Annotated in this window: 14 protein-coding genes, 1 pseudogene and 1 other annotated feature; of the genes and pseudogenes, 8 read left to right on the top strand and 7 right to left on the bottom strand. The window is 52.9% G+C overall.

The window, feature by feature from the left end; genetic code table 11:
- Window positions 1–149: 149 nt before the first annotated feature.
- The 5 genes from P6287_RS08385 to hxpB form a co-directional block, all read right to left on the bottom strand.
- Window positions 150–1,541: an L-cystine transporter gene (locus P6287_RS08385; RefSeq protein ID WP_008102914.1), complete on the bottom strand. Its 1,392-nt coding sequence runs from the start codon at window positions 1,539–1,541 to the stop codon at window positions 150–152.
- 150 nt (window positions 1,542–1,691) lie between these two features.
- Complete coding sequence (locus P6287_RS08390; protein WP_192413536.1) at window positions 1,692–2,282, bottom strand: metal-dependent hydrolase; 591 nt, start codon at window positions 2,280–2,282, stop codon at window positions 1,692–1,694.
- Window positions 2,283–2,422: 140 nt separating this feature from the next.
- Window positions 2,423–3,184, bottom strand: a complete 762-nt coding sequence (gene kduD, locus P6287_RS08395) for a 2-dehydro-3-deoxy-D-gluconate 5-dehydrogenase KduD (RefSeq protein WP_277974778.1) — start codon at window positions 3,182–3,184, stop codon at window positions 2,423–2,425.
- 13 nt (window positions 3,185–3,197) lie between these two features.
- Entirely contained in the window at window positions 3,198–4,034 is an 837-nt protein-coding gene (kduI, locus tag P6287_RS08400; protein WP_277974779.1) for a 5-dehydro-4-deoxy-D-glucuronate isomerase, read from the bottom strand.
- 157 nt (window positions 4,035–4,191) lie between these two features.
- The gene (gene hxpB, locus P6287_RS08405; protein WP_101764580.1) at window positions 4,192–4,860 is read right to left on the bottom strand and encodes a hexitol phosphatase HxpB; all 669 of its coding nucleotides are present in this window, start codon (window positions 4,858–4,860) and stop codon (window positions 4,192–4,194) included.
- 142 nt (window positions 4,861–5,002) lie between these two features.
- Here hxpB and P6287_RS08410 point away from each other — a divergent pair, with 142 nt between their 5' ends.
- Complete coding sequence (locus tag P6287_RS08410; protein ID WP_192233631.1) at window positions 5,003–5,539, top strand: YniB family protein; 537 nt, start codon at window positions 5,003–5,005, stop codon at window positions 5,537–5,539.
- Between the two features lie 4 nt (window positions 5,540–5,543).
- Here P6287_RS08410 and P6287_RS08415 read toward each other — a convergent pair whose 3' ends face one another.
- Window positions 5,544–6,437, bottom strand: coding sequence for a fructosamine kinase family protein (locus P6287_RS08415; RefSeq protein WP_277974780.1), 894 nt, complete (start codon window positions 6,435–6,437; stop codon window positions 5,544–5,546).
- Between the two features lie 89 nt (window positions 6,438–6,526).
- Window positions 6,527–6,817: a type V toxin-antitoxin system endoribonuclease antitoxin GhoS gene (gene ghoS, locus P6287_RS08420; RefSeq protein WP_277974781.1), complete on the bottom strand. Its 291-nt coding sequence runs from the start codon at window positions 6,815–6,817 to the stop codon at window positions 6,527–6,529.
- A gap of 331 nt (window positions 6,818–7,148) precedes the next feature.
- On the opposite strand from ghoS, the gene P6287_RS08425 reads away from it, so the two are divergent.
- From P6287_RS08425 to pheS, 7 genes and pseudogenes are all read left to right on the top strand, one after another.
- A complete protein-coding gene (locus P6287_RS08425) occupies window positions 7,149–7,910 on the top strand; it encodes a DUF481 domain-containing protein (protein WP_101764576.1) in 762 nt (253 codons plus the stop codon).
- Between the two features lie 246 nt (window positions 7,911–8,156).
- A pseudogene (gene thrS, locus P6287_RS08430) lies at window positions 8,157–10,094 on the top strand (threonine--tRNA ligase).
- Window positions 10,090–10,641, top strand: a complete 552-nt coding sequence (gene infC / locus P6287_RS08435; protein WP_036621995.1) for a translation initiation factor IF-3 — start codon at window positions 10,090–10,092, stop codon at window positions 10,639–10,641. The pseudogene thrS and the gene infC overlap by 5 nt, the downstream one beginning before the upstream one ends.
- 99 nt (window positions 10,642–10,740) lie before the next feature.
- Window positions 10,741–10,938: a 50S ribosomal protein L35 gene (gene rpmI / locus P6287_RS08440; RefSeq protein WP_004157374.1), complete on the top strand. Its 198-nt coding sequence runs from the start codon at window positions 10,741–10,743 to the stop codon at window positions 10,936–10,938.
- A gap of 170 nt (window positions 10,939–11,108) precedes the next feature.
- The gene (rplT, locus tag P6287_RS08445) at window positions 11,109–11,465 is read left to right on the top strand and encodes a 50S ribosomal protein L20 (protein WP_007892678.1); all 357 of its coding nucleotides are present in this window, start codon (window positions 11,109–11,111) and stop codon (window positions 11,463–11,465) included.
- A gap of 116 nt (window positions 11,466–11,581) precedes the next feature.
- Window positions 11,582–11,707, top strand: a sequence feature (Phe leader region).
- Window positions 11,587–11,631: a pheST operon leader peptide PheM gene (gene pheM / locus P6287_RS08450; protein ID WP_106120997.1), complete on the top strand. Its 45-nt coding sequence runs from the start codon at window positions 11,587–11,589 to the stop codon at window positions 11,629–11,631. (Overlaps the previous feature by 45 nt.)
- A 71-nt stretch (window positions 11,708–11,778) precedes the next feature.
- A complete protein-coding gene (gene pheS / locus P6287_RS08455) occupies window positions 11,779–12,762 on the top strand; it encodes a phenylalanine--tRNA ligase subunit alpha (RefSeq protein WP_101764574.1) in 984 nt (327 codons plus the stop codon).
- Window positions 12,763–12,774: the final 12 nt, after the last annotated feature.

The raw sequence follows: 12,774 nt of genomic DNA on the forward strand, positions 1-12,774 counted from the left end.
CTTAACGCTTTCCTGACGCTAGCGCCATGATTGGGTTGAATTGGGGAGGAAAGCGGGGAAGGTCGTCATAAACGGCGACCTTATGGAGCATATCGCAGGCATAAAAAAACGGCAGGCCTTGCGATCTGCCGTTGTTGCAACTCATCAATTTAGCGGTGTGCCAGTTCGGCGTGTTCGTCGCTCTCCAGCACTTTCTTGTCGGTCAATCCGAGCCAGCGGCTGGTGAGTGAACCGGCGGTCATTGAACCATTAACGTTGAGCGCGGTACGCCCCATATCGATCAGCGGTTCGATGGAGATCAGCAGCGCGACCAGCGTGACCGGCAGGCCCATCGCCGGCAGCACGATCAGCGCGGCGAAGGTGGCGCCGCCGCCGACGCCAGCCACACCGGCAGAACTCAGCGTCACGATACCTACCAGCGTTGCAATCCACATTGGATCAAACGGGTTGATGCCCACGGTTGGCGCAACCATCACCGCCAGCATGGTGGGATAGAGACCGGCACAGCCGTTCTGGCCGATGGTGGCACCGAATGACGCCGAGAAGCTGGCGATCGATTCTGGCACGCCCAGGCGACGCGTTTGAGTCTCCACGTTCAGTGGAATACTGGCGGCGCTGGAACGGCTGGTGAAGGCGAAGGTGATCACCGGCCATACTTTACGGAAGAAGCGCATTGGGTTGATGCCGTTAACCGACAGCAGCAGCGCGTGTACGGCAAACATGATCGCCAGACCGAGATAAGAGGCCACCACGAAGCCACCCAGCTTGATGATGTCCTGCAGGTTGGAACCGGCTACTACTTTGGTCATCAGCGCCAGCACACCGTACGGCGTCAGCTTCATGATCAAACGCACCAGCTTCATGACCCAGGATTGCAGGGTATCGATCGCTACCAGCACGCGCTCGCCTTTTACCTTGTCATCTTTCAGCAGTTGCAGCGCCGCCACACCGAGGAAGGCGGCGAAAATCACTACGCTGATGATCGAGGTGGGATTGGCGCCCGCCAGATCGGCAAACGGGTTTTTCGGAATGAAGGAGAGCAGCAGCTGTGGCGTGCTGAGATCAGCCACTTTGCCCACGTAGTTGCTCTGAATCGCGCTCAGACGCGCGGTTTCCTGCGCACCTTGCACCAGACCTTCAGCGCTAAGGCCAAACAGGCCGGTCACCAGCACGCCGACCAGCGCGGAGATTGCGGTGGTAAACAGCAGCACGCCAATGGTCAGCACGCTAATTTTACCCAGCGATGAGGCATTGTGCAGACGTGCGACCGCGCTCAGAATCGAGGCGAACACCAGCGGCATCACGATCATCTGCAACAATTGCACGTAGCCGTTACCGACGATATTGAACCAGCCAATCGACGCTTTCACGGTTGGGCTGTTTTCGCCATAGATGGTTTGCAGAGCCAGACCAAAGGCCACACCGAAAACCAAACCGGTCAGCACGCGTTTGGACAGGCTCCAGCTTTGGTTGCCAATCCGATTCAGCAGAATCAGTAGTGCGATAAACGCCACGATATTAATAATGAGGGGAAAATCCATGCTCAACTCCAGAGTGTGACGCGCCATCCTGGGATGGTACGAAAAACAGTAAGTCCCGGTTAGGGAATATTTGGAATGTTATCAGTTCAGCGTGGGGCGGGCTTATACCCAAAAAGAATGCTTTATAACTTTAACGCTTGATTCGACTGCTTATTGACCGTTTTGACCATTAACCAACCGACCGACGCCGTTTTGTAGCGTATTGAACAGTTGCTCCGGCCAGCCGTTGGCACCAAAAGAGGGCATGCCGGGCGGGAACCACAACGCATAACCGACCAGCGCCAGGCAAAGTGCTCGCTCCAGCTGGTTACCTTTTTGACTATTCAGGATGGGCAAACGGAAGCGCCAGCGGCAGGGCCACAGCAGCGGCACGCCGGCGGGCGTGAGCATATCGGCGACAATATGGCTGAGATAGCCGAGCGTCATGCCTTGCAGCACGTCGGCGGGAAGAAACCAGTCGGCGGGTACATTGATCTGGAATAGCCACAAACTCACCGCCACCGCCAGCAAACTGTGGGTAAAACCGCGATGACCAAAGATGCGGGCGATGGGATGCGATAGCCACTTTAAGCGCTGGCCTAACACGGATTTAGGGTGATCGATATCGGGCAGCAGGCAGGTTAACAGCGCAGCAGGCACTAAATGCCACCAGTCGGCGCTGGCCAATACTGGCGTAAGCTCCGCGCGCTTGGCAAAAATGGCGCTGGCAATGGCAAAAATGATATGGCCTTCGGCCGTCATGATGAAACCTGGCTGCATAAAACTGTCGATGCATCCAGTATAGGGATTTATCCAGTGAATGAGAATGGTGACGCTGTAACGAAGCGTTAATATTTTTCAGTTTCCCGCGTCACAATGACGCGGGAAAAGAACAGGTTAGCCTAGCGCGCTAACCATCCGCCGTCGACGGCCAACGTATAACCTTGCACATAGTCGGAGGCGCTGGAGGCGAGGAACACAATCGGGCCCATCATGTCGTCCGGGATGCCCCAGCGACCTGATGGAATGCGGCCTAAAATCTCCTCGTTGCGTGACTCATCGCTGCGCAGCTGTTCCGTGTTATTGGTGGCCATGTAGCCCGGTGCAATGGCGTTAACATTGATGCCGTGCTTCGCCCATTCGTTGGCCATCAAACGGGTTAACCCCATCACTGCGCTTTTTGATGCGGTATAAGAAGGCACGCGAATGCCGCCCTGGAACGACAGCATCGAGGCGATATTGATGATCTTGCCGCCACTGCCTTGCGCGATAAACTGCCGCGCAACCTGCTGTGACAGGAAGAACAGGCTTTTGCTGTTGATGTTCATCACATCATCCCAATCCTGCTCGCTGAAGTTGAGTGCATCTTCGCGGCGAATGATGCCGGCGTTATTCACCAGGATATCAATGCGACCGGCAAGCGCCACCGCCTGTTCAACAATTTGCGGCACGATGGACGGCTTGGTCAGATCGGCCTGAATTGACCAAAAACGGCGGCCTAATGCCTCAACTTTGGCCTGCGTATCATCCGGTCCGGCGCGGTTAACGCCAATAATGTCACATCCCGCCTGCGCCAGACCCAGCGCCATACCTTGTCCTAAACCGGTATTGCAGCCGGTGACCAGCGCGATTTTGCCTGCAAGATTAAATGCGTTGAGTATCATGATTCGCTCCTTGTTAGCGCAGTGCGCTGATGTTGACGTGGTCCATGTCATCAAATACCTGGTTTTCGCCCACCATGCCCCAGATAAAGGTATAGCGCTGCGTTCCCACGCCCGCATGAATCGACCAGCTCGGTGAAATCACCGCTTGCTCGTTATGGACCAATAGATGACGCGTCTCCTGCGGCTGGCCCATCATGTGGAACACGGCGCTGTCGTCGGCCATATCGAAATAGAAATAGACTTCCATGCGACGTTCGTGGGTGTGACACGGCATGGTGTTCCACAAGTTGCCGTCATCAAGGCGGGTTAATCCCATGGTTAACTGGCAGGTTGGCAACACGTCGGGCACGATGAATTTGTTAATGGTGCGGCGGTTCGAGGTGGCCGCGTCGCCGAGCGTGGCTTTCACTGCCTCGTCGAGGGTGATTTTTTTGTCTGGATAATGGGTGTGTGCCGGCGCACTATTGTAGTAAAACTTCGCCGGGCGGCTGGCATCGCTGCTGCGGAAAATCACGCTCTGCGCGCCTTGTCCGACATACAACGCTTCCTGCTGACCAATCTCCCAGGATTTACCATCCACTTCAATCACCCCGGGTCCACCGATGTTGATTACGCCGAGTTCTCGGCGTTCGAGGAAGTAACTTACGCCCAGCTGCTTACCCACTTCATGGCCGATAGTCACCGGTTTCTGCACCGGCATCACGCCGCCGATAATGATGCGATCGATATGGCTGTAAGTGAGGGTGTAATTGTCGGCGTCGAAAATCTTGTCGATCAGAAACTCACGGCGTAAGCCGTCCGTGTCCAGGGTTTTGGCATGCTCGCTATGAATGCTTTGACGAATGTCCATCTCAGGCCTCTCAAGAGTCAAAGGAAGTGGTCCCGATGCGGGTCTTTGGGCATCTTAGGCAGGATGAGATGTGAATTCAATAAAAATGAAACGATGTTTTATTTATTTGCGTGCGCGATCAAGTTGCATAAAAAAGCCCGCGTTAAGCGGGCTGCTATTAACCGTGCAGATGTTCGGGTTTGAGCTGGGTTAAATCATCAAGAATCACATTGGCCAGCGCCCAACGCGCATCTTCACGATGCTCGGCCGCCGGCACCACAATTGAACGCATGCGTGCGGCTTTGGTAGCGATCATGCCGTTGAAAGAATCTTCCAGCGTGACGCAGTTAAGCGGATCGATACCCAGTTTGGCTGCGGCGTCGAGATAGACCTGCGGATGCGGCTTGCTGTACGGCAGCGCTTCCGCGGACGCCAGCACATCAAAGTATTTGCGCAGGTCAAACATCTCCAGCACGCGCTCCAGCATGTGCAGCGGCGAGGCGGAGGCGAGGCCGATTTTCAAACCTTGCTGCTGGCACAGTTGCAGCGCCTGCTCCACGCCAGGCAGCAGCGGACGCGTCTCTTCCACCAGCGCCAGCGCGCGGGCGATGATGCGTTGCGTCACTTCCTGTTGATCCGGGCCGCTCCACGGCAGCGCTTCAAACCACATGCGCACGGTTTGATCGATGCGCAGACCCAGCGTATCGGGCAACTCGTGGCGGCGGGTGATATCCACGCCAAGGCTGGCGAAAATATCCAGTTCCGCGCGATCCCACAGCGGTTCTGAGTCGATCAACAATCCATCCATATCAAAGATGGCGGCCAATACAGGACGACGATATGACATATAACTGCTCCCTTAGAAATTTGGCTTACCATAGCACGAGAGCCGGATAAAGCCGACTTGCGGCAGGCCACGCATTTTTCAGGAAAAATTGCAGTAGTGCAGGTAGACTTAGGCAAAACTATTTTTGGTTCAGGGAGACACCATGACTTACCAACAGGCTGGCCGCATCGCCATCCTTAAGCGAGTGGCTGGCTGGGTGATTTTTATACCCGCATTGTTATCCACGATGATTTCGCTGCTGGGCTTTATGTTTAAGCACAGTGAAAAGCAGCCGGGCATTGATGCCGTGATGCTCGATTTTGTGCATGTCATGGTTGACATGGTGAAGTTCAATACGCCGTTTCTTAATGTGTTTTGGCAGAACTCTCCGGTGCCGGAATTTAACGGTGGCGCGAATATCGGGTTTTGGCTGATCTACATCCTGATCTTTATCGGCATTGCGCTGCAGGCTTCAGGTGCGCGCATGTGGCGTCAGTCGCGCCATATTAAAGAGGGGATTGAAGATCAGCTGATCATGGAACAGGCCAAAGGCAGTGAAGGGCGCACGCGAGCGCAGCTGGAAGAGAAAATCCACATCCCGCGTCACACCATTTTCTTGCAGATTTTCCCGCTCTATATCCTGCCGATCATTATCGCTATCGCGGGCTACTTTGTGCTGAAACTGCTCGGCATGCTGTAACACGTCAGGCCGGTCTGGCCTGACGTTCGCCCAACACATCTTCATCTAACAACTGGCCGATGGCGAACTGCGCTTCGCCCGTCCAGTTGCCACCGAAAACATTGGCGCGATTCAGCAGGTAATAGAGCTGATACACCGGCTGACGCTGCGAGAATCCGTCTTCCAGTGGCCAAATCGCCTGGTAGCCATCATAAATCTGGCGCGGCAAATCGGCGTAGTAACTCAGCATCGCTAAATCGCATTCGCGATCACCCCAATAGCAGGCGGGATCAAACAACCACGGACCCTCTGCGCCGCCGGCGCAGTTGGCGGGCCACAAATCGCCGTGTAATAAAGAAGGTTGCGGATGGTGGTTGGCTAACGTGCGCTGCACACAATCAACAATCAGTTCGGTATCGCCATAGTGCACACCTTTTTCCGCGGCCAGTTGCAGCTGCCAGCCGATGCGCTGCTCAGCGAAGAACACTGACCAGCGGCGTAACCAGCTATTCGGCTGAGGTGAGGTGGTGATGTTGTTGTCGAAATCGAGACCAAATTGCGGTTGCTCGCTCCATTGGTGTAGATGCGCCAACTGCTGGCCGAGCTGGAAAGCGCTCTGTGCGGTAAAGGGATGAGGCGGAATATATTCCAGCAGCAGGAAGCTGGTATCACGATCATTGCCAACGCCATACACTTTCGGGACGCGAACGGTTTGCGTGCGCGCCAGCAGGTCGAGTTGATCGGCTTCCCAACTGAACAAGGTGAGCATATCGCGGGTGTTACATTTGACGAACACATCCAACTCGCCATAGCGGATGCGCCAGGCGGGATGGACATCGCCACCGGGAAGTTCCTGACGGTCGGTGATTTCGGCATCACCGGCGTACTCGCTTAACAGACGACTAATGGCTGACCACATCGGGTAATCCTCTTTGTTCGCTGCGTGAGTTCGATTGTAACGCGCAAAACCTGAGCAAACCTGGCGTCGATGCCGTTTTTTGCACTGCGTCAGGATTGTTGTTTCAGAAACGCCTCTAACGTGATGACGGTGACCTCAAGTTTATGATCGAGCGCGATTTGGGCATATCCCGCGGCTTGCTCTGCTATTTCATGCTCCTCTAACGCGCTGACAATGCCGAAGCTATTGGTGCCCAACTCATGTGGATGACCTTCATCATCGCTGAAGGTGGTGCTGTATCCGCCATTGATCATGGCACTGTTCACTGACTGCACGTCGCCGAGTCCACTTTCCTGATATTTTAACGTGACAATGTAACGTTTGACATCATGGTCACTCATTATTCACCTCATTGTTATCGAACAGATTTCAGCGTAGACCAGCGCGCAGTATAGAGCGAATTTTAGCCAATTCATTAGTGAAAATAGCAGGTAAAGCTTTGTCAAAAGAGTTCAGAAAAATCGTGTAGCCTTCAGGCTGCTATTTGAGTAATTGCCCCCTATAATGCGCAGCGAAAATGGGAAAAGTCCCATTAAAAGAGCGGTCCAGCGGCTTTCCTGGTTTTTTATGCGGATACATACTTTTTTACAAAACTTACGGTAAATTGCATTGATTGGCCGGAGAAACGCTTCAGACTCTTCGTTTTTTAAACTGTCGTACGGGTTACTTTTAATGAAAGCCTTTAACAAGCTGTCCGCTGTTTTATTGCTCTCTGCTGGAGCATTTTGTCACCAGGCCTTTGCAGATAACGCCGTTTTCACCTCCATGGATGACCCTGCAACGGCGAAAAAGCCGTTTGAAGGCAGCGCGTCAGCGGGTTACCTGGCTCAAACTGGAAACACCACCAGTTCTTCGCTGAGTGCGTCTACCAATATGACGTGGTATCAAACCAATACCGCATTGAGTCTGTGGGGCAACGCCGCAAACAACTCCTCAAACGATGAGCGTTCATCTGAGACTTACAACATTGGTGGCCGTAGCCGTTATAACCTCAACAGCGCTGACTACCTGTTTGGCCAGGCAAGCTGGCTAAGCGACCGTTTCAACGGTTATGACTCACGCGATGTGCTGACCGCCGGTTACGGTCGCCAGATCCTCAGCGGCCCGGTTCACTCACTGCGTGCTGAATTCGGTCCGGGTGTGCGTTACGACGATTTCCATGATGGCGGCCATGAAACCAAAGCATTGGGTTATGGTGCAGTGAGCTATCAATGGCAGCTGACAGATACCACCAAATTTATCCAGGGTGTTTCTGTGCTGAGCAGCTTCGGTGAAGACACCACGCTGAACTCAGAAACCGCGCTGCAGGTGGCCATCAATGCCCATTTCGCGCTGAAGCTAGGCTACAACGTGACCTGGAACAATAATCCGCCAGAATCTGCGCCGGATCGTACCGATACCAAAACCACGATCCAGCTCTCATACTCAATGTAAGCGAGACGGATGTGAATCACCGCTGCCAGGCCTGTGCCTCGCAGCGGTTTTTTTTATTTCTCTTTAGCTTAGCGAATCTCTGCACGGGTTTTGATCGGCGGCGAAAGCTGCTATTATCATCGCCGCTTTACATTCCTGGCGTCATTCCGACAACGTGGGTCTGACATCACGCCGGGTTACACACTATGAAACTCATTTTTGCATGTAGGCTTTCGTGTGGCTTACCACTGCAATTAAGGATATGAAATGCCAGTAATTACTCTTCCTGATGGCAGCCAGCGCAGCTTTGACCGTCCGGTCAGCGTGATGGATATTGCGTTGGATATTGGACCGGGTTTGGCGAAAGCCTGCATCGCGGGTCGCGTGAATGGCGAATTGGTTGATGCGGTTGATTCCGATCACCGAGGACGCTCAGGTCGCGATTATTACCGCTAAAGACGACGCCGGTTTAGAAATCATTCGTCACTCTTGCGCGCACCTGTTAGGGCATGCGATTAAGCAGCTGTGGCCAAACACCAAAATGGCGATCGGCCCGGTGATTGATAACGGTTTCTATTATGACGTTGACCTGGAACATACCTTAACCCAGGAAGATCTTGAGCGGCTGGAAAAGCGTATGCACCAGCTGGCTGAAACCAACTACGATGTGGTGAAGAAAAAGGTGAGCTGGCAGGAAGCACGTGACGTGTTTGCTGAGCGTGGCGAAAGCTACAAAACCACCATTCTTGACGAGAACATCAGCCACGACGATCGTCCTGGCCTGTATCAACATGAAGAATACATCGACATGTGCCGCGGTCCGCACGTGCCGAATATGCGTTTCTGCCATCACTTCAAACTGCAGAAAATCTCCGGGGCTTACTGGCGCGGCAACAGCGACAACAAAATGCTGCAGCGTATTTACGGTACGGCCTGGGCGGATAAAAAGCAGTTGGCTGCCTATCTGCAGCGTCTGGAAGAAGCGGCGAAGCGCGATCACCGTAAAATCGGTAAGCAGCTCGATCTCTACCACATGCAGGAAGAAGCACCGGGCATGGTGTTCTGGCACAATGACGGCTGGACCATCTTCCGCGAGCTGGAAGTGTTTGTGCGTACCAAGCTGAAAGAGTACGACTATCAGGAAGTGAAAGGTCCGTTCATGATGGACCGCGTGCTGTGGGAGAAAACCGGGCACTGGGAGAACTATAAAGAAGCCATGTTCACCACCTCTTCAGAGAACCGTGAATATTGCATCAAGCCGATGAACTGCCCAGGCCACGTTCAGATCTTTAATCAGGGTCTGAAATCCTACCGCGACCTGCCGCTGCGTATGGCGGAGTTTGGTAGCTGCCATCGTAACGAGCCATCAGGTGCCTTGCATGGTCTGATGCGCGTGCGCGGCTTTACCCAGGATGATGCTCACGTCTTCTGTACCGAAGATCAGGTACGTGATGAGGTGAACAGCTGTATCCGCATGGTATACGACATGTACAGCACCTCGGTTTTGAAAAAATCGTGGTGAAGCTGTCGACCCGTCCGGAAAAACGTATCGGTACCGACGAAATGTGGGATCGTGCGGAAGTGGATTTGGCAGAAGCGCTGAAAGAGAATGATATTCCATTCGAATATCAGCCGGGAGAAGGTGCCTTCTACGGCCCTAAAATTGAGTTTACCCTGTACGATTGTCTCGACCGCGCCTGGCAGTGTGGTACCGTTCAGCTAGACTTCTCCCTGCCGAAGCGTCTGGACGCGACTTTTGTCGGCGAAAACAACGACCGCCAGACACCGGTAATGATCCATCGCGCAATTCTCGGTTCAATGGAGCGCTTTATCGGCATCCTGACCGAAGAATTCGCTGGATTCTTCCCGAGTTGGCTGGCGCCGGTGCAGGCTGTGGTGATGAATATCACCGACAGTCAGTCAGAATACGTCAGTGAATTGACGAAGAAATTGCAGAATGCTGGCATTCGTGTCAAAGCAGACTTGAGAAACGAGAAGATAGGCTTTAAAATCCGCGAGCACACATTACGTCGCGTCCCTTATATGCTGGTTTGCGGTGACAAAGAGGTGGAAGCAGGCAAAGTTGCCGTGCGCACCCGCCGTGGTAAAGACCTTGGGAGCATGGACGTAGATGTGTTTGTTGAGAAGCTGCAACAAGAGATTCGCAGCCGACATCTTCACCAATTAGAGGAAACAGGTTATTAAAGGCGGAAAACGAGTACAACCAACACGTCCGAACCGTATCAACGGCGAAATCCGTGCCACCGAAGTGCGCTTAACTGGCGTAGACGGCGAGCAACTTGGCATTGTCACCCTGCGTGAAGCCATTGAGAAAGCTGAAGAAGCCGGCGTAGATTTAGTTGAAATCAGCCCGAACGCCGAACCGCCGGTTTGCCGTATCATGGATTACGGCAAGTTCCTTTATGAAAAAAGCAAGTCTTCTAAGGAACAGAAGAAGAAGCAGAAAGTTATCCAGGTTAAGGAAATCAAATTCCGTCCTGGTACCGATGATGGCGACTATCAGGTCAAACTACGCAACCTGATTCGCTTTCTGGAAGAGGGTGATAAAGCCAAAATCACGCTGCGTTTCCGCGGTCGTGAGATGGCGCACCAGCAGATCGGTATGGAAGTGCTTAACCGCGTCCGTAAAGATCTGTGTGAAGACATGGATCTGGCGATTGTCGAATCCTTCCCTTCGAAGATCGAAGGTCGTCAGATGATCATGGTGCTCGCTCCTAAGAAGAAACAGTAGGCCTTCAAGTAATAATGCCGCGCAGCGCTTGCGTTGTGCGGATTTTTATTCGCCTGTCTGATTCATTTTATTAACAATGCGAAGTGGATATTTGTAAAAATGCCAAAGATTAAAACTGTACGTGGCGCCGCTAAGCGCTTCAAGAAGACCGCTTCTGGCGGCTTCAAGCGTAAGCACGCGAACCTGCGTCATATTCTGACTAAAAAGTCTACTAAGCGTAAACGTCACCTGCGTCCGAAAGGCATGGTGTCTAAAGGCGATCTGGGTCTGGTTATTGCCTGCCTGCCGTACGCATAAGTAAATTTTTTTTAGTTTAATTCCCGAAAGATTTCGGATTGCAGCAAGGCGGCAACTGAATGAATCCCTTAACTTACATCAGTAAGTTACTGGGATGAATGAAGACAGCCAACGCCGCTGCGGCACGAAAGATGAAGGGAAATCACAGAATATGATATAGGAGAGCTCACATGGCTCGCGTTAAACGTGGTGTAATTGCTCGCGCACGTCACAAGAAAATCTTAAAACAAGCTAAAGGCTACTATGGTGCACGTTCACGTGTATACCGCGTTGCCTTCCAGGCTGTTATCAAAGCTGGTCAGTATGCTTACCGTGACCGTCGTCAACGTAAGCGTCAGTTCCGTCAACTGTGGATCGCGCGTATCAACGCTGCGGCTCGTCAGAACGGTATCTCTTACAGCCGTTTCATCAATGGCCTGAAAAAAGCCTCTATTGAAATCGACCGTAAGATTCTGGCTGACATCGCTGTATTCGACAAAGTGACATTTACTGCACTTGTTGAAAAAGCAAAATCAGCTCTGGCGTAAGTCAGTTGAAAAAGGGAGCTTGCTCCCTTTTTTATTACCCGCAACTCACGCAAAAGATTGACATTTTGGCCGCTGCGCATTTCAATAGTGCGGTTTCTAAATATGACAAGGTAACGCAAGCATGAATGCTGCTATTTTCCGTTTCTTTTTTTACTTTAGCGCCTGAACATCAGGGGCTTTTGCGCATAAGAAAAGAAACGAAAAATCGCGCTGAAAGCCTCCCTCGTGGAGGCTTTTTTGTTTCTGGCGACACTTAATCGGATCATCTGATCCCAACGAGAACTGACCAGCCCGGCTGGAAGAAGAGGAAATCATGTCCCAACTCGCAGACCTGGTGGCTCGTGCCACGGCCGCCATCGACGAGGCGGCGGATATCGCTGCTCTGGACGCCGTGCGCGTCGAATTTCTGGGTAAGAAAGGGCATCTGACGCTGCAAATGACCACCCTGCGTGAACTGCCGGCAGAAGAGCGCCCGGCTGCGGGTGCGGTCATCAACGAGGCCAAACAGCAAGTGCAGGACCGCCTTACCGCGCGCAAAGAGACGCTGGAGAGTGCGGAGCTGAATGCGCGTCTGGCTGCGGAAACCATCGACGTGTCGCTGCCTGGCCGCCGCGTTGAGAATGGTGGCTTGCATCCGGTGACCCGCACTATCGATCGTATCGAAACCTTCTTCGGCGAACTGGGTTTCGCGGTGGTAACAGGTCCGGAAATTGAAGACGATTACCACAACTTTGATGCGCTGAACATTCCCGGCCATCACCCGGCGCGTGCCGATCACGACACGTTCTGGTTTGATGCCACGCGTCTGCTGCGCACCCAAACTTCAGGCGTGCAGATCCGTACCATGAAAAACCAGCAGCCGCCAATCCGCATCATCGCGCCAGGCCGTGTTTATCGTAACGATTACGATCAGACGCACACGCCAATGTTCCACCAGATGGAAGGTTTGATTGTCGATAAAGACATCAGCTTTACCAACCTAAAAGGCACACTGCACGATTTCCTCAACAACTTCTTCGAAGAGAATCTGCAAATTCGCTTCCGTCCTTCTTACTTCCCGTTCACCGAACCGTCCGCAGAAGTAGACGTGATGGGTAAAAACGGCAAGTGGTTGGAAGTGCTGGGTTGCGGCATGGTGCACCCGAACGTATTGCGCAATGTTGGCATCGATCCGGAAATTTATTCGGGCTTTGCGTTTGGCATGGGCATGGAGCGTCTCACCATGCTGCGCTACGGTGTGACCGATCTGCGCGCCTTCTTCGAAAATGATTTACGTTTCCTCAAACAATTTAAATAAGGGCAGGTTATC

The sequence above is a fragment of the Pantoea sp. X85 genome, from assembly GCF_029623675.1.
Taxonomy (GTDB): domain Bacteria; phylum Pseudomonadota; class Gammaproteobacteria; order Enterobacterales; family Enterobacteriaceae; genus Pantoea; species Pantoea leporis.